At 68.7% G+C, this 19574-nt stretch carries 18 protein-coding genes; 8 read left to right on the forward strand and 10 right to left on the reverse strand.

Features of this window, described 5'->3' with window-relative positions; all coding sequences use genetic code 11:
- The first annotated feature begins 68 nt into the window (after positions 1 to 68).
- From NXI30_12765 to NXI30_12785, 5 genes are all read left to right on the forward strand, one after another.
- Positions 69 to 482, forward strand: a complete 414-nt coding sequence (locus tag NXI30_12765) for a PPOX class F420-dependent oxidoreductase (GenBank protein ID MCR9095083.1) — start codon at positions 69 to 71, stop codon at positions 480 to 482.
- Between the two features lie 156 nt (positions 483 to 638).
- Positions 639 to 2081 (forward strand): amidohydrolase family protein, encoded by a 1443-nt coding sequence (locus NXI30_12770; protein MCR9095084.1) that lies wholly within the window; start codon positions 639 to 641, stop codon positions 2079 to 2081.
- Between the two features lie 6 nt (positions 2082 to 2087).
- A complete protein-coding gene (locus NXI30_12775; protein ID MCR9095085.1) occupies positions 2088 to 3776 on the forward strand; it encodes an amidohydrolase family protein in 1689 nt (562 codons plus the stop codon).
- 19 nt (positions 3777 to 3795) lie between these two features.
- Positions 3796 to 4755, forward strand: coding sequence for an LLM class F420-dependent oxidoreductase (locus tag NXI30_12780; protein ID MCR9095086.1), 960 nt, complete (start codon positions 3796 to 3798; stop codon positions 4753 to 4755).
- The gene (locus tag NXI30_12785; GenBank protein ID MCR9095087.1) at positions 4752 to 5918 is read left to right on the forward strand and encodes a cytochrome P450; all 1167 of its coding nucleotides are present in this window, start codon (positions 4752 to 4754) and stop codon (positions 5916 to 5918) included. The genes NXI30_12780 and NXI30_12785 overlap by 4 nt, the downstream gene beginning before the upstream one ends.
- A gap of 20 nt (positions 5919 to 5938) precedes the next feature.
- Here NXI30_12785 and NXI30_12790 read toward each other — a convergent pair whose 3' ends face one another.
- The 7 genes from NXI30_12790 to NXI30_12820 all read right to left on the reverse strand — a co-directional run bounded on the left by NXI30_12790 (position 5939) and on the right by NXI30_12820 (position 12486).
- Positions 5939 to 6904 carry an aldolase/citrate lyase family protein gene (locus NXI30_12790; protein ID MCR9095088.1) on the reverse strand — a complete coding sequence of 322 codons (966 nt, stop codon included), beginning with the start codon at positions 6902 to 6904 and terminating at the stop codon, positions 5939 to 5941.
- Positions 6901 to 8361: an amidohydrolase family protein gene (locus NXI30_12795; protein ID MCR9095089.1), complete on the reverse strand. Its 1461-nt coding sequence runs from the start codon at positions 8359 to 8361 to the stop codon at positions 6901 to 6903. The genes NXI30_12790 and NXI30_12795 overlap by 4 nt, the downstream gene beginning before the upstream one ends.
- A gap of 61 nt (positions 8362 to 8422) precedes the next feature.
- Positions 8423 to 9250, reverse strand: a complete 828-nt coding sequence (locus NXI30_12800; protein MCR9095090.1) for an SDR family oxidoreductase — start codon at positions 9248 to 9250, stop codon at positions 8423 to 8425.
- 62 nt (positions 9251 to 9312) lie between these two features.
- Entirely contained in the window at positions 9313 to 10164 is an 852-nt protein-coding gene (locus NXI30_12805; protein MCR9095091.1) for an SDR family oxidoreductase, read from the reverse strand.
- On the reverse strand, positions 10161 to 10718 hold the full coding sequence (locus tag NXI30_12810; protein ID MCR9095092.1) for a nuclear transport factor 2 family protein: 558 nt from the start codon (positions 10716 to 10718) through the stop codon (positions 10161 to 10163). The genes NXI30_12805 and NXI30_12810 overlap by 4 nt, the downstream gene beginning before the upstream one ends.
- Positions 10718 to 11440, reverse strand: coding sequence for an EthD domain-containing protein (locus NXI30_12815; GenBank protein MCR9095093.1), 723 nt, complete (start codon positions 11438 to 11440; stop codon positions 10718 to 10720). Before NXI30_12815 ends, NXI30_12810 begins: the two co-directional genes overlap by 1 nt.
- A 200-nt stretch (positions 11441 to 11640) precedes the next feature.
- Positions 11641 to 12486, reverse strand: coding sequence for an SDR family oxidoreductase (locus NXI30_12820; protein ID MCR9095094.1), 846 nt, complete (start codon positions 12484 to 12486; stop codon positions 11641 to 11643).
- 179 nt (positions 12487 to 12665) lie between these two features.
- On the opposite strand from NXI30_12820, the gene NXI30_12825 reads away from it, so the two are divergent.
- Complete coding sequence (locus NXI30_12825) at positions 12666 to 13892, forward strand: cytochrome P450 (GenBank protein ID MCR9095095.1); 1227 nt, start codon at positions 12666 to 12668, stop codon at positions 13890 to 13892.
- 66 nt (positions 13893 to 13958) lie between these two features.
- Here the strand turns inward: NXI30_12825 and NXI30_12830 are convergent, their stop codons facing one another.
- Positions 13959 to 14999, reverse strand: a complete 1041-nt coding sequence (locus tag NXI30_12830; GenBank protein MCR9095096.1) for a transporter substrate-binding domain-containing protein — start codon at positions 14997 to 14999, stop codon at positions 13959 to 13961.
- A gap of 381 nt (positions 15000 to 15380) precedes the next feature.
- On the opposite strand from NXI30_12830, the gene NXI30_12835 reads away from it, so the two are divergent.
- Positions 15381 to 16649: a PEP-CTERM sorting domain-containing protein gene (locus NXI30_12835; protein ID MCR9095097.1), complete on the forward strand. Its 1269-nt coding sequence runs from the start codon at positions 15381 to 15383 to the stop codon at positions 16647 to 16649.
- Positions 16650 to 16833: 184 nt separating this feature from the next.
- Entirely contained in the window at positions 16834 to 17550 is a 717-nt protein-coding gene (locus NXI30_12840) for an ABC transporter permease (GenBank protein ID MCR9095098.1), read from the forward strand.
- A 93-nt stretch (positions 17551 to 17643) separates the two neighbouring features.
- Here NXI30_12840 and NXI30_12845 read toward each other — a convergent pair whose 3' ends face one another.
- Both NXI30_12845 and NXI30_12850 read right to left on the reverse strand, forming a co-directional pair.
- Positions 17644 to 18855, reverse strand: coding sequence for a hypothetical protein (locus NXI30_12845; protein ID MCR9095099.1), 1212 nt, complete (start codon positions 18853 to 18855; stop codon positions 17644 to 17646).
- A 326-nt stretch (positions 18856 to 19181) separates the two neighbouring features.
- On the reverse strand, positions 19182 to 19556 hold the full coding sequence (locus NXI30_12850; GenBank protein ID MCR9095100.1) for a hypothetical protein: 375 nt from the start codon (positions 19554 to 19556) through the stop codon (positions 19182 to 19184).
- Positions 19557 to 19574: the final 18 nt, after the last annotated feature.

Raw genomic sequence — 19574 nt, forward strand, 5'->3', positions numbered from 1 at the left:
GTGTGTCGCCGTCCGATCGAACGATCGCTCGTGCCCGAAGCCGACGATCGTCCGGAGGTCACACCGACATGAGCACGACCGAGATTCCGCCGACGCACGCCGACATCCTCGACAAGCGATGCTTCGCCAGCGTGGCCACCCTTCGACCGGACGGTCGCCTCTCGTGCAATCCGGTGAGTATCGTATGGGACGGCGAGAAGATCCGCTTCAGCACCCGCGAACGGACGAAGAAGGTCCGCAACCTCCAGGCCGACCCCCGGATCGCGCTCTCGATCCCCGACCCGGACGATCCCACCCGCTACGTCGAAATCCGCGGCACGGCCCAGCTCACGGACGACGACGACCGGCGCTTCGTGAACGAGATCGCCAGGAAGTACATGGACGCCGACGAGTACCCCTACGATCCACCCGGCGAGAAGCGCATGATCGTCACGGTCGAGATCGAGCACGTCTCGGCGCCGTCGATCCCGAGCGGATCCTGAGCACACACCGTCCGCGAAGACCGTGGCGCGTGTCGAAATCGACGACGCGTCGTCCCCCGACCAGAGGGGCACGGCACCCCCCGGCGCCCTGCCCTATCGTCGTGAGAGCCGCCTCGATCCCAGAACCCGAGGCGCGAACGTGGGAGTCCCCTCGCCGTGCCCAATGACCGCTCCTCGAAGACCCTTCGCGCCTCCCTCCCCCACCCCGTCCTCGACGCCGACGGACACGTGATCGAGGTCCAACCGCTCTTCGAGGAGTGGTTCTTCGAGTTCGCGCGGGCCCAGGGCGGGCACGAGGCGGCCGTCGCCCTCGCCGAGAAGGACGGCCTCTTCTACGACCGGCGCGTCCAGGGCCGCTTCGAGGGGCTGAGCGCCGAGCAGCGCCGCGGTCGGGGCATCAACCGCCCGCCCTTCTGGTCCCTGCCCGCTGACACCCTCGACCGCGCGACGGGCCATCTCCCCCGGTTGATGTACGAGCGGCTCGACGATTTCGGCGTCGACTTCGCGATGCTCTTTCCGTCCCGGGCGCTGCCGATGGTCTCGATCCCCGAGGCCGAGCTGCGTCAGCTCGCGATCCGCGCGCTCAACGTGTATCAGAAGGAGATCCACGCCGAGTTCGCGGACCGCCTGCGTCCCGTCGCGGTGATCCCGGCGCATACGCCCGAGGAGGCGATCGCCGAGCTCGAGTTCGTCGCGAGGGAGCTCAGGGCGAAGGCGGCCATGATCAACGGCGTCGTCCATCGCCCCCTCGAGAGCGGCGGGACCCGGCTCGATACGCTCGGCATGGACAGCGAACACGACTACGAACCGCTTTGGGAAGCGCTCGTGCGAGAGCGCGTCGTCCCCTGCTTCCACGCGAGCGGCCAGGGCTGGGGCAGCCGGCGTTCACCGACCAGCTACGTCTCGAACCACATCGGCTCCTTCGCCGCCTCCGGCGAAGCGATCTGCCGCTCGCTCTTCCTGGGCGGCGTCACGAAGCGCCATCCCGAGCTCGATTTCGCGCTGCTCGAGGGCGGCGTCGGCTACGCGGTGAACCTCTGGGCCGATCTCGTCGGCCACTGGGAGAAGCGCAACGGCCGCGCGATTCGGAGCCTCGATCCAGCGCACCTCGACGCCGAACGGATGCGGGCGCTCTTCGAGGAGTACGGGGACGCGAAGGCACGGAACGCCCTCGATCGGTTGCTGCCCTGGCTCGTGCAGGGCGAGCCCGAGCCCGAGCCCCTCGACGAGTTCGCCGCGGTCGGGGCCGAGACGGTCGATGCGCTGCGGGCGCTCTTCGCGCCGCGCTTCTATTTCGGTTGCGAGGCGGACGACCCGATGGTCGCCTGGGCCTTCGCCGACCGGGTGAATCCGGGCGGCGCGACCCTCCGGCCGATGTTCAGCTCGGACGTCGGCCACTGGGACGTGCCGGCGATGGACGGCGTGCTGGCCGAAGCCTACGAGCTCGTCGACGACGGTCATCTCGACGCCGACCAGTTCCGTGCCTTCACCTTCGAGAACGCCGTCCGCTTCTACGGCTCGCTCGACCCCGACTGCTTCGCGGGGACGACGATCGAGACCGAGGCGGCGCGGGTGCTCGCCGAGCCGGACCGGAGCTAGGTGGCGATGGGCAAGGAACTCAAGACCTGGCTGCGAGGCGGGACGCTCGTCGACGGAACCGGCGCGCCGCCGCGCCGCGGCGACCTGCTCCTCGAGGGCGACCGACTCTTCGCCGTCGGGACCGTCGACGCCGAGACGGCCCGCGACGCCCGGACGATCGACTGCGACGGACTCGTCGTGGCCCCCGGCTTCATCGACGTCCACACCCACTACGACGCCCAGGTCTTCTGGGACCCGGACTTCACGCCCTCCTCCTGGCACGGCGTCACCACCGTCGTGATGGGCAACTGCGGCTTCGGGATCGCCCCCACGCGCCCGGCGGATCGCGGCACGATCGCGCGCATTCTCGAGAACGTGGAAGGGATGACCCTCGAGGCCCTCGAGGCGGGCATTCCGTGGGGCTTCGAGTCCTTCCCGGAATACCTCGATGCGGTCGAGCGGCTTCCGCTGAGACTCAACGCGGCGGCCTATGTCGGGCACACGCCGGTCCGGCAATACGTGATGGGCGAAGACGCGACCGAGCGCGAGGCGACCGACGACGAGGTGGAGGCGATGCGGCGGATCGTCGGCGAGGCGATCGACGCCGGCGCGATCGGCTTCTCGACCTCCCACGCCGCGTCCCACGTCGGCGCCTACGGCAAGCCCGTCCCGAGCCGACTCTCCACCCTCGACGAGATCTGGACCTTGGCAGGCGAGCTCGGTCGGCGCGACCGCGGCGTCATCGAGGCGACCTGGGGCCCCGACCTCTTCGTCGACGAGTTCGCGCGCCTCGCGCGAGACATCGACCGCCCGGTGTCGTGGGCCGCGATCATGGCGACGCGTCGCGATCCCGACTACGCGCCCGAAGTGGTCGAGCGAACGGAGGCAGCGGGTGGCTTCGTGCGCCCGCAGATCGCGGTCCGACCGATCGTCGTCCAGATCATGCTGACCGATCCCGGCCCCTTCGGAAACGTGCCCAGCTTCGTCGAGGTGCTCGCGCTCCCGCCCGCGGAACGCCCCGCGAAGTACCGCGACGCCGAGTGGCGCGGCCGGGCTGAAGCCCAGATCCGCGAGAGCTGGGGCGACATCGTCGACCGCGCGACCGTTTCCGAGAGCACCCTCCATGCCGACCTCGTCGGAGCCGGTCCCCTCGGCGGGCTCGCGGCGGAGCGCGGCGTCTCGTCCTTCGCCCTGATGATCGACCTCGCCCTCGAGGAAGAGCTGAAGACGCGCTTCCACGTCCCCATGACCAACGACAACGAAGCGCAGGTCGCCGAGATGCTCGCGAACGACCATCTGCTGCTGGGCCTGTCGGATGCCGGCGCGCACACTTCGCAGCTCTGCGACGCGGACTTCGCGACCTATCTGCTTCAGCACTGGTGGCGGGAGGAGCAAGCGATTTCCCTCGAGCGCGCGGTCTGGCGCCTCACCGGCCAGCCCGCCGAATTCCTCGGTCTCAGCGATCGCGGGCACCTCGTGCCCGGCGCCATCGCCGACGTCACGGTATTCGACCCCGACCGCGTGGGGTCCCGTCCGACCGAGCGCGTCCGCGACTTTCCGACCGGTGCCGATCGCCTCGTCGCCCGGAGCACGGGCGTCGAGCACGTCTTCGTCGCCGGGCAGGCGATCCGGCGGAACGGCGAGGACGTGCCGAACGCGGGGCCAGAGGCGCCGGGACGATTGCTGCGGACGGGTGGGGCCGGCGCGCGCGCGTGATCCACGATCGGGAGAGACCATGAAGAAGCCGCTGGGGATCGGTCTCGTCCTGCCCAATCTCGGCCCGCTCGCCACGGCCGAGTCGATGATCGCGATCGCCGAGCGGGCCGAGGCGCGCGGCTTCGCGGACCTCTGGACCGCGGACCACGTCGTCCTCCCGATCGAGTCGGACACGTCCTACCCCTACGTGCGGGACGCGAAGGTCCGGCTCGATCCGACGCATCCGATCATCGACCCGATGATCGCCCTCGCCGGTCTCGCCACGCGAACGCGAACCATCGGACTCGGCATCAGCGTCTATCTGGCGGCCCTGCGCCATCCCCTCGTCGCCGCCCGCCTCGTCGCCTCCCTCGATCACCTCTCCGGCGGGCGCGTGCGTCTCGGCGTCGGCGCCGGCTGGATTCCCGAGGAGTACGAGACCATGGGCATCCCGTTCGCGGAGCGCGGCCGCGTGCTCGACGAGCACCTCGCCGCCCTGCGGACGCTCTTCTCCGACACCGCGCCCCGCTTCGAGGGCGAGCACTACCGTTTCGACAACCTGGGCTTCGAGCCGAAGCCCGTCCAGTCCCCGCTCCCGATCTGGATCGGGGGCAACAGCCCCCCCGCAAGGCGCCGCGCGGTCACGCTCGGCGACGCCTGGCACGTGATCGACCTTCCCGTCGAGACGCTCGATCGAGGTGTGCGCGACCTGCGTGCACGCTGCGAGAAGGCGGGGCGCGACCCCACGGAGATCGTCGTCTCCATGCGCGCGCAGGTCGTGCTGTCGGAGGCGCCGATCCCGGAGAAAGAGCGCTTCGCCCCGCTCATGGGACCACGCGACTTCGTCCTCGAGGAGATCGGTCGGCTGCGCCAGGCGGGACTCGACCACATCGCGCTGTGGCCTGCTCGAGCAGGCAGCGACGTCGGTGCGTACCTGGAGTCGGTCGATCGGTTCGCCGAGGAGATCGTGCCCGCATTCGCTCCCGAGACGGGGGCGTGACGGATCCGGAGGCCATCACGGGCCTCGCCTGGCGCCCGGACGACGCGCAGTTCCTCGACGACCCCGCCGACTACTATCGGTGGCTCCGTGAGGAAGACCCCGTCCATGAGCACGCGCCCTCCGGCAGCTTCTTCCTGTCGCGCTTCGAGGACGTCTGGCGGGCGACGGAGGATTGGCGGAGCTTCTCCTCCGAGAGCCCGGTCGCCCGACTCAAGCACATGGCCTCGACCGATCCGCCCGCCCACGATCGGCTCCGCGCGAGCGTCGCGCGCCACTTCGCGCCCCGTCGGATCGCCGAGCTCGAACCGCAGATCCGCGGCGTCGTCGACGCACTCCTCGACCCACTCGAAGCGGAGCCGGCCTTCGACCTCGTCGAGGGCTTCACTTCCCGCTTCCCGAGTCTCGTGATCCACCGGCTGATGGGGGTCCCGGAGGCGCTCGACGAACCGATGCGCCAGATCGCGCTCGGGATCGGCGCCGCTCGCGACGCGGGCGAGCTCGGCCGTCTCATGGAGGCGCTCTCCGACCTCACGACGCGCGTCGTGCGAGGCGATCCAGCGCCCTCGAAGCCGGGTTTGATCCAGGCGCTCCAGAGCGAGACGAGAGCGGGGGCGAAGGACGAGCCCCTGGACGAAGACGAGCTGCGCGGTGTCTGCAGCAACCTCGTGCTCGCCGGCACCGACACGGTGACCAATCTCGTCGGCAACGGCGTGGTCCTGCTCGCGCGCCATCCCGAGGCCCGCGCGCGGCTCGCGGCGGACCCGTCCGGGATCCCGAACGGGATCGAGGAGATGCTCCGCTTCGAGTCGCCGGTCCAATCCCTCGCTCGGCGCCTGACCCGGGACGTGACGTTGCACGGCGTCCGCCTGCCCGCCGGAAGCGAGGTCCGGCTCCAGTGGGGCGCCGCGAACCGCGACGACCGCGAGTTCGAGCGCCCGGACGTCTTCGACGTCGAAAGACCGATCCGTCGCCATCTCGCCCTCGGCCACGGGACGCATTTCTGCCTCGGTGCCGGCCTCGCGCGCCTCGAGGCGCGGATCGCCTTCGAAGCGCTCCTCGAACGCTGGCCCGACCTGCCCGTCGACGAGGCGAAGCTCACGCGCCTGCCCTCGCTCTGGGTGCGCGCCTGGGAGCGGATCGAGCTCGCACCGGGCACGGCGTGACGATTCCGCGAAGTCGCCACTCAGGCGAGGCCGAGCGCCCTCGCCCACTCGAGGTTCAGCCGCGCGCTCTCCACGTGGGCCAGATGGACTTCGTGGCCCTCGCCCTGACTCGGGTCCCCGTAGAGGATCGGACCTTCGCCGCTCTCCGCCGCGGCATCCCCGAGACGCACCAGGTCGGACCAGTAGGCGACCTCTTCCGCCGACGGCGTGAACACCTCGTGAACCAGGGGCACGTGCGCCGGATCGCCCAGCATCATTCCGTAGTAGCCGAGCGCCCGAAGCTCGTCGGCGAACATGCGGAGGCCATCGAGATCGTCGGACGCCCCGCCCCACATCCCGCTCACCGGGTAGCGGATGCCCGCCGCCTTCACGTCCATCAGGACCTTCGACCGAACGAAGAGCGTCTCGCGGCCCTCGGCGGTCCAGCGATAGCCGAGCGCCTGGTGGATGTCGCCGAAACGTGAGATGGCTCCGCCCATGTACACGACCCGCGGCGACGCCTTTGCGATCTCGTAGGCGAGCCGGAGCCCCTCCGCCGTCTCGAGAATCGGATAGAGCCCGATCGAGCCGCGCGGTCGTTCGGCTTCGACCTCCGCCGCGAGCAGGAGCGCATCCATCGCGACGACGTCCTCGGGTCCCTCGATCTTCGGGACGAGCACTCCAGCCAGGGCCGGTCCCACGAGCGCGCGAAGATCCGTGAAGGCGCCGCCGGAGTACGCGGTCCGAACGCGCGCGAAGATCAGCGGCCCTTCGCTCCCGGCCCGCCCGGCCCGCTCCCGCAAGACCTCTCCGCAGACCGAATGTGCCCGTTCGCGGACCGCCTCGGTCATCGGCGTCTCCGGCTCCTCGAGGTCGAGCACGACCGCATCGGCCCCCGAGGCCATCGCCCGCGAGACCGCGGCTTCGTTCGAGCCCGGCGCAAAGAGCACGCTTCGCAGCGGCGGGACCGCCGGGCGCTCGAGCCGGCGACGCGGCGCGAAGCTCAAGCGCTCGACGCTTTCACGAGCGCCTCGGCGGCGGCCTCGGCGACGATCGTGTCCTCGAAGAACGCCGGATTCATCCCCGCATGGAGACGCACGGCGTTCGTGAAGGCGAAGTCGCGGAAGTCCCGGTCCGAGAGTCGCCCGTCCTCGACCGCCTCGAAGGCCTCGTGCACCGGCTCGGTCATATCGGAGACGTCCCAGTGGGAGATGTCGGACCCGAACATCGCCCGGAGCCGCGCGCCGAAGGGGTTCACGCGCTCGGCGAAGGCCCAGGGCACGAGCGGATCGTCGGCTTCGCAACCGAAGTAGAAGTTCGGCTCGAACCGGTCGCGGATCTGGGACGGCGCCTCCAGCGCGACGGCTTCGAACTCGTCGATCCGAGCAGGCCGGGCGCCGGGCTGCGCGAAGTGTCGCTCGACGCGGTCTCGCGCCGCCTTCACCTCGTCGCCCCCATGCGCGTCGAAGAGCGCCATCAAGCCGCCGACGTCGAGGCGCTCGGGATCGAGGGATCCGATCGCGTGGCCACCCCGCTTCTCGTAGTGACCGATCAGGTCCGCATAGAGGCTGCACCCCCAGGCGACACCCCCCTCCAGGAATCCGATCCGCAGATCCGGAAAGCGTCGGGTGACGCCGCCGAGGAAGAGCGCCTTGCAGAGACTCTCGTGGCCGCGCGCGAGTCCACCGACGTGGTTGAAGACGTAGCTCGACGTCGACCGGGCCACGTTGTGATACTGATCCGAGCTGTGCGAGATCGGCGAGAAGCGCCGATCGAGGCAGCGCTGCCAGAACGGATCGTAGTCGTAGGCGGAGTCCATCCCGTACTGGTCGTAGACGTGCACCGGCGGATCGAGCTTCCCGTGGGCGCGTTCCAGGGCCGGGATCGATCGGCGCACGTAGCCCGAGATGGCGCCCGTGTGCAGGCCCAGATCGACCGCGTGGTCGAGGGTCTCGATCGCGACATCGGGCGTGTTCATCGGGATGAGGGCGCCGACGACGATCCGGTCGCGGTAGGGCGCGAAGATCCGGGCGTGCATGCGGTTCATCGCCCGGCACGCAGCGCCCGCGAGCTCCGCGTCCTCCAGGTCGAGAAAGGAGAGGCTCATCGACGCATAGAGGATCGTCACGTCGATCCCGAAGTCGTCGAGCCGCTGGTAGAGGAGCTCGGGCAGGTAGGCCGTCGCCCGATCGAGGGTGTGCTCGGTCGGCCAGCCCCACCACGAGGGCATCGCCTGCCCGCGATCCGGATCGCCGCCGATCGTCGCGACGGACGAGGTCGTGTCGAAGGGCGCGGCGTGGCCGGCGAGGAATCGATCGCGCAGCGCGGCGCCCCCCTCCTGCTCGACGTACGCGGTGATCTCCTCGTGGGCCAGCGGCCAGATCTCGACGAAGTGCCCGTCGGCGTCGATGATCGGGTGGTCGACGGCCTCGCGGACCCGTGCGGACTGGCTCTTCTCGCTCATGACGAGAGCCTACCACCCCGAGGCGAAGCCGCCGTCACACGACACCCTGCCGAAATCCGCGTCACGACAGCCCCTCGAAGGACCGTTCGATCTCGCGGTAGCGAAGCTGGACGTCCTCGCGGATGTGGGGGTGGGTGGGGATCACGAAGAGTCCGCGCCGCAGTCCCGCCAGCGCGGCCTCCGCTACGTCGCGCGTGTCTCGCGAGCGCTCGTCCACCGCTTCGTCGTCGTCGGCCTCGGGCCCACGCAGCTCCGCCGCGCCGCCGAGATGAGCCACGCGCGCAGCCTCCGAGGTCACGGCGAGGTCCGTGGGCGTCGGTCCAGGACAGAGGACACTCACGCCGATTCCGTCGGGCGCGAGCTCGCCCCGCAGCGCGTCGCCCATCGAGAGCACCGAGTGCTTCGTCATGTGGTAGATGCCGACCTGCATCGGTCGGACGAAGTCGGGATGGGAGAGGCTGGCCTCGGAGCCGGTGAGGAGCAGATGCCCGGGGCGGCCTTCGCGACGCAGCCGCCGCACGAACGCCTGGCAGCAGTCGAGCACCCCCCACACGTTCACCGCGAACTGCCATTCGGCCTCGTCTCGGCTCACCTCGATCAACGGCGCCGAGCGAACGACGCCCGCGTTCGCGCAGAGGACGTCGATCGGGCCACACGTGTCCCAGGCCTGCGCGAGAGCGGCCTCCACGGCGTCCGGGTCGGTCACGTCGCAGACCACGCTCCCGACGCCGAGGGTCGCCGCGCTCTCCGCCAGACGCGCCGGATCGCGATCGGCGAGGCAGACCCGCGCGCCCCGCTCCTGGAAGGTCCGCGCGAGCGCGAGACCGATTCCGCTGGCTCCGCCCGTGATCAGGACGCCGCGCTCGTCGAGTCTCTCGAAGTCGATCATGTCCTCTCTCCACGAGCCGAACGACCGCGGGGCGCCCCCGCGTGCTCGGGTCGCTCTCGAGCTCAGTCCTTCAGCAACCGATCGCGGATCGTGTCGTCCGTGATGAATACGGGCAGATCGTGCTCGTCGTTGTAGGGCGCGCGGGCCAGTGCGCCGCCGTCGACGCCGAGCACGGTGCCGCTCACGTAGCTCGAGAGATCGCTGAGCAGGAAGAGCGCAGCGCCGGCGATCTCCTCGGGCTCCCCGGTCCGTCCGAGCGGCACGACGCGCCGGGCCGCTTCCTCGACGCCTTCCGCCCAGCGCCGGGCCTCGGCGGTCTGGATCGTCCCGCACGCGATCGCGTTCACGCGGATCCTCGCGCTTCCCCACTCGACCGCCATCGTTCGCGTGAGGTTCACGAGCGCCGCCTTCGCCGCGGCGTAGCCCGCACCGAAGGGCATCGAGACGAGGCCCGTCGAAGACGTGATCTGCACGATGGAGCCGGCGCTCGATCGATCGCGGAGCCGTCGAGCGACCGCGATCGACGTCGCCAGGGTCGGACGCAGGTTGAACTCGAGGAGCCGGCCGAAATTCTCCTCGGCGCCGGCGCCGAGCAGCGGCCCCATCTGGTCCTGGGACTCGAACCCGCCCACCACGTTGACGACGCCGTCCACGGGGCCGAGCGCTCGCTCGATCGCCTCCAGCGCCGACTCCGCGGCGCCCTCGGCGGCGAGGTCGCACTCGACGAGGTGGTGGGGCAAGCCCATTCGCTCGAGGTCGTCGCGGACCGCACCGAAGGCCTCGGCGCTGCGGTCGATTCCAGCCACGTGCGCGCCCGCAGCGGCCAGAGACCGCGCCGTCGCGCTGCCGATCCCGCCTCCGCCGGCGCCGGCGACGACGAAGACCCGCTCTTCGAGATCGAGCCCGAGTCTCAATCTTCGTCCTTCTGGAACGGAGGCAGATCGCCCGGGGGCAGTCGGCGTCCGTGCTCTTCGAGGTAGTTCACGGTCACGTTCGGCGGAGCGTCGATCGGGTCGACGATCTCGTGGATTCGCTGGAACTCGATCTCCCGGATGACCCAGCGGCCGTCGACCTTCTCGTAGCGCTCGTGGTAGAACGCCGCGCCCGTGATGTGCATCTTGCGGCGGAACTCCCAGACGCTGTCCTGGAGGTACCAGGTGCCGCGCGCTTCGGTGGGCGAGAGGATGTCGATCTCGGGGTGATGTCCCTGGTGCTGCGTGATCATCTCGGCGTGCGCGCCGTCGCGGACCATGTCGAGATAGGCGTCCCGTCCCTCGAGCTTGAATTTGTACACGCCCCCCACGACGGAGAGCGTCACGTCGGGATGGAAGACGTCCCGAATCCCCTCGACGTCCGCCGTGTCGAAGCAGCGGAAGTACTTGTACTTGAGGCGCTTGATCTCTTCGATGTCGAGCAGCCGTTCGACCTTGGCTTCGAGGTCTTCGCCTTCACGGTTCAGGGGATTCATCAGGAGGTCCTCTCGATTTCGGCCTCGTGCTCTCCCACGCGGGAGCCCGAAGCCCGGGCTCCGCCGAAGAGTCGGTGGGCGGGTGTCTCGATCGGGTCGAGGGTGAGCAGCGACCAGGGCGACGCGGGCATCGCGTCGAGTGGCACGTCGGCCGCCCGGGCGTCGACGAGAAAGATCGTCATGAGCGTGTCGAAAGGCGCTCCTGGCGGCGGACCGAGCACGCGCTCGAGCGTCGCGTCGGCCACGCGCTCGGCGAGCGGCGCCACGATGCGCGACGCGCGCGCGGCCGCGTCGGCCGGCGGCGTCTCACCCGAGGTCCAGAGCAAAGCCACCTTCTCCACCGCATCCGGCGGCGCAGAACCGGGGCCTTGCGATCCGCACGCCATGTCTACGAAGGGCACGGCCACGACCTCGCCGGAGAAGCGGGCGTCGACGTCGAGGAAGCGGGCGTCGTCTTCGTGGAGCGCTGCGAACTCGGGCGAGGCGACGAATCGGGCGAGCGCGTCGTCGTCTGCGTCATCGTCCACCCAGAACTCCGTGTAGCCATCGAAGCCGACCGGCGTCCCGATCGAGCCGACCACGTAGTTACGGACGTAGCGCCGCCATTGGAAGCGATCCACGTACTCGAGACCGAGCGGGACGTGTCGGTTCTCGTAGTGGTCGCGGAACGCCGAGGGCGAGAGTCCGGGGCGTCGGGTCTTGAGCGAGATTCGCTTGCGCATGGGCTCCGACGGAGAGGGATCGGGGAAGTCTCGAAGGACCGATCGCAGAAGTCAAGGGAGGGCCGATCACGGCGAGATCGCAGGCTCATTCCATCGATGGTCGTGCCCCTCGTCCTCGTGCCGAGCGGCGCCGGCCTGGCATCCGCCACGATCTTCTCGCGGACGTGCCCCTGATCCGGGCCGACGTACTCCACTCGGGACTAGCTGGGGAAGCCGCCCGATTCGATCGCGTCGAGCATCGGACGCGTTCCGCCGCCGTCGACGAGCCAGTCGACGCCGGTCACGAAGCTCGCCTCGTCCGAACAGAGGAAGTTCACGACCGAGGCGATCTCCTCCGGCTGACCGGATCGTCCGAGGGCCGCGATCTTCAGGAGGTCGTCGATCGCGGGCTGCTCCGCTCTCTCCGCCTCGCCCATGGGTGTTTCGATCAAGGCCGGAGAAACGGAGACGATCCGCGCGCCACGCTCGCCGAAGCCGCGGGCTTGCGCGGCGACCAGCTGATGCACGCCGTACTTGGACAGGGAGTAGGCGAGCGAAGGCACGTCCCAGGCCGCGGGTAGGAGCGCCTTCGCCTTCGACTGGAAATCCGGGACCAACGGGTCCGCGACGAGCGCGGTGATCTCGGGGGTCACGTGGGACTTGAAGACGTGCCCGGCTTGAGAGGCGAGAATCACGACGACGCTCCCGGCATGCGCGTGCGGAAGCAGATCGCGGAGCAGCTCGGCCGCGGTGATCAGATTCAGGTCCAGGATCAGGTCCGCGCCCGCCTGGCTTCCCGCCACGCCGGCAGCATGGACCAGCGAACGAAAACCACCGCGCTCGGCGATGCGATCGACGAGCGCCTTTCGCACGCCCGGGTCGGTGAGATTCCCCGCGAGCGTTTCGACCTCGGCCCCCTGAGCTTCGAGTGCCTTCGCGCTCGACTCGAGCGAGCCGGCATCCAGATCCGTCATGAGGAGGGGGCCCGAGGCGCGGAGCCGGTCAGCGCAACACAGACCGATACCACGGGCGGCACCGGTCACGACGTGGGGAGTGGATTCGTTCATCGGACCTCCTGTCTCTGTGTGCGACGTCCCGTCCCACGATCTCGGGATCGAGTGCGCGAGGCGGCGCTTCGTGACCGCCGCCCGGAGCGGCCCCGAACGCGGGACGAGTGCTTCATCGGCCTCCCCTCGTTCGATACGCTTCGTTTCCCTGCTCGCCGATCACCAGGAAACAGTACGCCATGACGCTTCCGCCCTTCCATCCCTTCTCGCTCGAGTACACCGCGAACCCGAAGCCCTATTTCGCGCACTTCCACGCCGACGGTCGACTCTTCGAGCACGAAGCGTTCGGCGCGTGGTTCGCCCACGACTACGAATCCGTCCGCGCCTTCTGCGACCACCCCCAGATGTCGAGGCGGCCGAGCGTCGAACACGTGTCCGAAGAGGAGGCGGAGGCGCGCCTTGCGCGCTGGCCGATCCTCGAGGCGAGGATGACCGGCGGATCGGCACCGCAGGACGAGGAGTACAACGATCAGCTCGTGCTTCGGAAAGTCCTCGCCCCCGATTTCCGACCGGGCACGATCCGCAAGATGGCCGCGACGGTCCGAGACGTCGTCGCCAAGCATCTCGCGCCGATCCAATCGGAGGAGAAGGTCGACGTCGTGAAGCTCGTCCAGAGCGTCCCGCTGAGCATCATCACGCAGCTGCTGGGCATCTCCGAGTCCGGCCCGAACGCGGAGACCTTCCTGACGGCGGGCCCCGACTTCTTCCGTGGCATCGGTCCGCTCGTCTCCGACGCGGCGAAGGACCGGGCGGAGGCGGCGGCCCTGGCGATGATCCAGGTGCTCGCCGAGGAGGTCGAGTCGCGGCGCGTGCAGCCGCGCGACGATCTGATCTCCAACGTGATCGAGGTCGTCGACGAGACGGAAGGGATGGACCCGGACGAGGTGATCCCGACGCTCGTCGTTCTGCTGGCCGCCGGAACGGACACGACCCGGCTCACGACGTCGCTCGCCGTGAAGACCCTGCTCGACCATCCCGAGGAGATGGAGAAGCTTCGAGCGAATCGAGACCTCCTGCCCAACGCGATCATGGAGCTGATGCGTTTCGAGGGCGCGACGAAATTTCTCGCGCGATCGACCCTCGAGGACGTGACGTGGAAGGGCCAGACGATCCCCGCCGACACGAGCGTCTTGATCTCGATCCTCGGCGCCGGCTGGGATCCCAGCGTCTACGAATCACCCGAACGTTTCGACATCACCCGGGAGCTGCGCGGCACGCTCGCGTTCGGCCACGGGCGCGGGTTCTGCATGGGCTCGCACCTGGCGAAGCTCCAGCTCGAAGAGCTCCTCGGCTTCTTCCTCGACCACCTGCCGGTCGGAGCGAGCGTCGATCCTGCCGAGATGGTCTGGGACCCGTCCAACGCCTTCCTGCGTGAGATCCAGAGCATGCCCGCACGGCTCAGGTGAGCGCGGGCCGGCCCGTCGTCTCCGGCCCGTCATCGCTGGCGCGGAGGAGGCCGACGCCTCTCGCTCCTAGAACCGGATCACCGTCACACCCGACTCCAGCGGCTCCCGCGTGCGATCGATCTCCACCTTGTAGCGATCGGGGATGTGTTCCCAGCTCTCGTAGATCACGCCTTCGACGGCGTAGCGCGACGCCCTCTTCTCACCCGACGCGCCCCGCTCCCCGGCCACGACGTCATAGCCTTGAATCGGCTCGCTCGCGCCGGCCTGGACTCCGCCGAGAACGAGTTCGGTATCGCCATCGCCATCGATGTCCGCCCACAGCCAGTCGACGTCCAGCGTCTGGTGGTACGTGCCATCCGCCATCATGGCACGAATCTCCCGGTCGAACGCTTCTACGATTCCTTCGGCACCGTCGACGTCCTTGCGCAGCGCGAAGTGGAGCGTTCGGCTCACGAGCGGATACCCGCCGACCGCGAGGGCGGCCTCGGCCTCGGCTTCCTGTCCGCGAAAGAGATGATGGACCAGGAGCTCGTCGACGAGGACGTAGTCGACTTTCCCGTCGAGCAGCTTCTGGAGGTTCGCGGCGTCGCTTTCCCCCGGCACCAGCTCGGGCCCGACAGCAGACTCGAGGATTCCGCCGTAGGCGTAGGCGCCCACCGTGGCGACCCGCTTGCCGGCCAGCTCGGAGATGCTCCGCGCGTCCACGGCGCTTCCCTCGCGCCCCACCAGAACGAGACGATTCTCGAGGTAGGGTACGGAAAAACGAAGGAAGGCTTCTCGCTCGGGCGTCTTCCAGAGAGCGGCGCTCCCGTCGAAGTCGCCCTGCTCGATGCGTTCCATGACGTTGGCGAAGTCGCCCTCGAGAATCGTCGACGCCGGGAGCTGGCCGGTTCGGCCGAGCGCCAGCTCCACGAGCTTGATCGCCACGCGAGCGGAGCCTTCCTCGTCCGTGAAGGGAGGCCATCGATCGGAGGCGAGGCGCAGGGCCGTGGTGGAGGGTTCCGTCGCGATCGCGACCCGTGAAGAAGGGAGCGTCAGGCCGACGCCCACGAGCGCGATCAAGCCGCAGAGCGCAAGGCGTCGGGGAGAAAGGCAATCTCGGAGCACGTGGCGCATCCTGCCCCGCCGCGCCGACGCGACCGTCGGTCGCTTCTCCGGGCGGCGGATTTCGTGGGGTACGCGCGGAGCGTAGCCGATCCGCACCTCGGCCCGACCGGCCTCGGAAGTCGCCCCACGTAGCCCTCCTGCACCAGGTCCCTGGTGCGCGAAGAAGCGCGAGCCCCTCCGGCGAATCATCGGTCGACCGTCTGGACCCGCCCCGCCACGGATCGCTCGTCCCGATTCGGAGGCCCTGCAGGCCCGCGCTCGCCCATTGATCGATCGCATTTCCGTCCGTCCGATCGAACCCCGCAGGATCACGGATCCCTTGCTTTCCGTTGACGCGATCGAGCCGCCCATGGGACAATCGACGCATAACCTGGAGGTCCGATGCGAAGGCGCTTCTTCCTACCGCTCGCTCTCACGACGCTGCTCGCGACGCTCATTCTCGCCTCACCCGCGATCGCCATCGACCCGGTCTTCGATCGGCTGCTCGACGACACGACGCTGATCCCGGGCTCCGCGAACACCTTCGCCAGCGTGCGCTTTCCCGTCGTCGAAGACAGCCAGCTCGTTTTCACTTCCAACGTCGGCGAGAGAGGCTTCTACGCCGTCGATTCGACGACCGGCAACGTGACGACGCTCGTCGACGAATCGACCCTCGTCCCCGGTGGCGCCGCGCTCTTCGACTCCTTCGGCGCGAGCGACATCGATGGCGGACATCTGATCTTCACCGGCGGCAACCCGAGCGTGCCCGGAGCAACCGGTCTCTATCGCGTTCCGCTCGGCGGCGGTCCGATCGAGGTCATCGCGAACACGACTACGATCGCCCCGGGATACGGGCAGCCTTTCACCGCGATCACCGACGCGTCCGCGGGCTCGGGCACGATCGCATTCAAGGCCCAGGTCGATACCGGCCAGCTGGCCGGCATCTACCGGTACGAGAACGGGTTGCTCGAGGTCGTCGCGGACCGGAACACGACGGTTCCCGGACAAGGCGTGCCCTTCCGGAGCTTCTCGACGGTCCACGTCGGCACCGAGGGCAACATCGCCTTCCTCGGCGGCGTCTCCCCGCTCCAGGAAGGGCTCTTCAGCGACCGCACGGGCGCACTCGAGAGCGTCGCCCTCGAAGACGTGGTCCTCGATCCCGTGAACGGAACGACGCTTTCGGGATTCGACTTCGGGAGCGCGATCGGAGGCGACGACGTCGCGTTCCGCGCAGCGCACAGCGGCGGGAGCTTCGGCGCGGTCTACGTCGACGAGGCCGCGGGCCTGCGTCGTATCGCGTCCCGAGGCGATCTCGTTCCTGGCGGAGGCGATTCCTTCCTCTGGTTCACAGGAGACGTCGCTCACTTCGGCGACAAGACGGTCTTCCGGGCACGAACACTCAGCGGGGAAGAAGGGATCTACGTCGACGTCGCAGGGGAAGTGCACACGCTCCTCGCGTTCGGATCCCTGCTCGACGGCGCCGAGGTCGACTTCGCGAACTTCTACTCGGACGGGCTGCACGGCGACGAGCTCGCGCTGGGCGTGGACTTCATCGGCGGAACCAACGCGCTCTACCTCGTGACGATTCCCGAGCCCGGCACGGCGATCCTGCTCGGCCTGGGTCTGGGAGGCCTGTGCGCTTTCCGGCGCAGAGCAGGGTCGCCCGCGTAGGCTCGCCCCCTGGATCCTGCCGGGGTCCGTGCGCCTCCTTGCGGACGGGACACTACGCCGACTACGCCAACTACGCCGACTACGGCCGAACCACGTCGGCCCGCTTCGTCGCCTGCTCTGCGACATCGCCCTGACGTTGTGAGAGGATCGTGGACACGATTCCTCCGTCTCTGCGAGGCAACCCATGAGCGAAGCGCTTCCGACCATTCCGTTCTCCAGCCTCTGCCTCGCCTTCCTGCCGAGTCTCTTCCTGATCGGCGTGATGAAGCGCTGGCGACTCTCGACCGGAGAGGCCCTCTACGCGAACGCGAGGATGCTCGGGCAGCTGCTGCTGGTCGGCTACGCGCTCGCGTACGTCTTCGAGGCCGAGACACCGTGGGTGGTGCTGGCGGTCTTCGCCCTGATGGTGGGTGTCGCGGCCAGGATCGCGATGCGGCCGATTCCGGATCGGGGCGCGCGGGTCTATGCGATCGTGCTCGCCGCGATCGCGTCGAGCGGCTTCGGGATGCTGGTCCTGGTGACCCAGCTCGTCCTCGATCTGCCACGCTGGTTCGAGCCTCGCTTCACGGTTCCGCTCGCGGGCATGATCTTCGCCAACACGATGAACACCGTGAGCCTGGCGGCGGAGCGCTTCGCCTCCGAGCGGCGTCATCAGGAAAGCGTGCTCGAGGCGCGCCGCGTCGCGCTCGAGGCCGCGCTGATTCCCCAGATCAACGCCCTGCTGGCCGTCGGCCTCGTCTCGCTACCGGGCATGATGACGGGCCAGATCCTGTCGGGCATCGCGCCCCTGGTGGCCGTCCGCTACCAGATCATGGTGATGTGCATGGTCTTCGGCTCTGGAGGCCTCGGTGCCGCCGCCTATCTCGCCATGGTCACCCGGCGCTTCGACGCTCGCGACTGAACGAACCACGCCGGGCTCTCGACTCGGCGGATCCAGGTCGATTCGATGAGGCCTGCGGCGGACTCATCTCCCTCCGCCGATCCCCACGCCGAGTCACCGGGCCTCGATCAACCTCGCGAGCTCCTGCCCGACGATCAGGGAACCGTGTTCGTTGAGGTGACCCTCGCGAAGGAAATAGGCCGGCTCGCCCACGACGTCGCGGAGAAGCTTCGGCGTGAGATCGTGGCATTCGATTCCATGCCGCTCACAGGACTCGAAGAACACTCGTTGCGGCCTGTTCATGTCCTCGAGAAAATCCGCGAAGGCCTCGTCGTCCTCGTGACCTCGAATGACTTCGGTGAGGACAGGCTCGACCTGGAACGGGGACGGAAGGAATACGACGACGAAGCGCTCTGCGCCGGCCGCATGCGCCGTCTCCTTGAAATCGGCGAGCAAGGCCTCCGTGGTTTGCCACATCTCGGTCCAGCCGTCGCGATACCAGCCGTTGATGATCCCTGGCGTTCGCGGCAGCGGAACCCGAATACCGAGTTTCGTCGCGAAGCCCGCGAGGCCCGCGAGATTCGAAGCCGCGACGTAGGCGCGTTTCTTGAGCACGCCGACGAAGAGAGAGCGCTCCAGCAGACTCGGTGTGTAGAACGCCCGCGGCCGGCCATCGGTCGGGTCGATCGGCTCGCGAACGCGCCTCACGCCTTCCGGCGTGATCGCCCAGGCAGGTCGCGTGGGGTCATCGACTTCGCGGCCGTACTTCCGCCCCGCGTTGTCGAGGATGTCGTTGAGGAAGAAGAGGTGCACGATCGTTCTACCCGGATCGTATCCCTGGGCGACCAGTCGTTCGACGAGGAGCTTCTGCTGGCCAGTTCCGAATCCCGGCACGGATACGTCTACGACCTCGGTGCCCGCGAGCTGCGACGCCATTCGCCCGGTCAGCCGCGTCTGTTCCGACAGAGCGGCGGCGAAGACGAACGAGTCACCGACGACGGTCACTCGTTCGGTGCGCGAAGGCGGCTTCAGGCGGATGTCTCGGCCGCGAAGACCGATCTCGTCGATCGAGATCGTGGAGTGTGTGAACGCAGCCGGATGGAAGAACTCATAGTCCCCTGGGATCAATGACCAGCCCAGCTCCCGATCGAACCTGGCGATGCGGTAGAGCTCGTAGTGAACGCCGCCCTCGACCTGCATGCGCAAGACCAGCTCGCCGATCACGCCCAGTACGGCGAGCGAGAGCGTCAACGAACTCGCGGCGAGGAGCCAGAGTGCGAAGGCGCGCGAGAACCGGGTGCGACTGTTCGGAGCCTCGTGACTCATCGCTTCTCGGGATGTGCACGTTCATGCTCAATGTTATGCGACTTCGATCTGAAGGTGAAGCCGGAATCGGAGTCCGTTCGAGACTGCACGGGTCGGATGTCATGCTCGATCTCCCCACAGGCACCGGGCCGCTCGAGCGCCCAATGCCCGCGACGCAAGGCCTGCCTGGAGCGGGCGACGCCGACGCTGCGGAAGGAAAGAGGCAACTCCTGCCCGCAACCCGTCGATTTTCATCAGCTCGATCGTGGGCGCGGCGACATCCTGGAGAGCCGAGCGAATAGAATCGAGCACGGCATCGAGGCGAACGATCCGACTAGCCGCTCCGCCTAGCCAATGTCGGCCCAGCTCGTGGAGGCCGGTCGCGGCGCCGGCGCGAGCGAGTGCAGCGGCAGGTGCGGGACCGGACCGCTGGCTCGATCGGCGCGCTCGATGCGCCGGTCGACCGCCTCTCCGAGCAGTTCCGCGGCGCGTTCGACGACGTCGTAGACGTCGTCCGCCAGGGCGTTCACCTCGACCGTGCCCAGCGCCTCCGAACCGACCGAGAGGCGACAGCCGGCGCGCCCCGGCCCGTGCAGGTAGAGCTCGACGTGGCAGTCCTCGAATCGATAGTGAGGATGGAACGTGGCGAAGGCCAGTTGAGTGTGGGCGAAGGCGTGGAAGTCGTCGTTCGCTCCCACCGGCTCGTTGACGTCGATCTTCATGGAACCCCCCGGTCCGAT

The organism is bacterium (assembly GCA_024742285.1).
In the GTDB taxonomy this organism is placed as follows: Bacteria; Myxococcota_A; UBA9160; order UBA9160; family UBA4427; genus UBA4427.

Excerpts from the sequence above, each read along its gene's own strand:
- NXI30_12765 (MCR9095083.1), top strand. The coding sequence starts at position 69 with ATGAGCACGACCGAGATTCCGCCGACGCACGCCGACATCCTCGACAAG.
- NXI30_12775 (MCR9095085.1), top strand. The coding sequence starts at position 2,088 with ATGGGCAAGGAACTCAAGACCTGGCTGCGAGGCGGGACGCTCGTCGAC.
- NXI30_12780 (MCR9095086.1), top strand. The coding sequence starts at position 3,796 with ATGAAGAAGCCGCTGGGGATCGGTCTCGTCCTGCCCAATCTCGGCCCG.
- NXI30_12795 (MCR9095089.1), bottom strand. The coding sequence starts at position 8,361 with ATGAGCGAGAAGAGCCAGTCCGCACGGGTCCGCGAGGCCGTCGACCAC.
- NXI30_12800 (MCR9095090.1), bottom strand. The coding sequence starts at position 9,250 with ATGATCGACTTCGAGAGACTCGACGAGCGCGGCGTCCTGATCACGGGC.
- NXI30_12810 (MCR9095092.1), bottom strand. The coding sequence starts at position 10,718 with ATGAATCCCCTGAACCGTGAAGGCGAAGACCTCGAAGCCAAGGTCGAA.
- NXI30_12815 (MCR9095093.1), bottom strand. The coding sequence starts at position 11,440 with ATGCGCAAGCGAATCTCGCTCAAGACCCGACGCCCCGGACTCTCGCCC.
- NXI30_12820 (MCR9095094.1), bottom strand. The coding sequence starts at position 12,486 with ATGAACGAATCCACTCCCCACGTCGTGACCGGTGCCGCCCGTGGTATC.
- NXI30_12825 (MCR9095095.1), top strand. The coding sequence starts at position 12,666 with ATGACGCTTCCGCCCTTCCATCCCTTCTCGCTCGAGTACACCGCGAAC.
- NXI30_12835 (MCR9095097.1), top strand. The coding sequence starts at position 15,381 with ATGCGAAGGCGCTTCTTCCTACCGCTCGCTCTCACGACGCTGCTCGCG.
- NXI30_12840 (MCR9095098.1), top strand. The coding sequence starts at position 16,834 with ATGAGCGAAGCGCTTCCGACCATTCCGTTCTCCAGCCTCTGCCTCGCC.
- NXI30_12845 (MCR9095099.1), bottom strand. The coding sequence starts at position 18,855 with ATGAGTCACGAGGCTCCGAACAGTCGCACCCGGTTCTCGCGCGCCTTC.
- NXI30_12850 (MCR9095100.1), bottom strand. The coding sequence starts at position 19,556 with ATGAAGATCGACGTCAACGAGCCGGTGGGAGCGAACGACGACTTCCAC.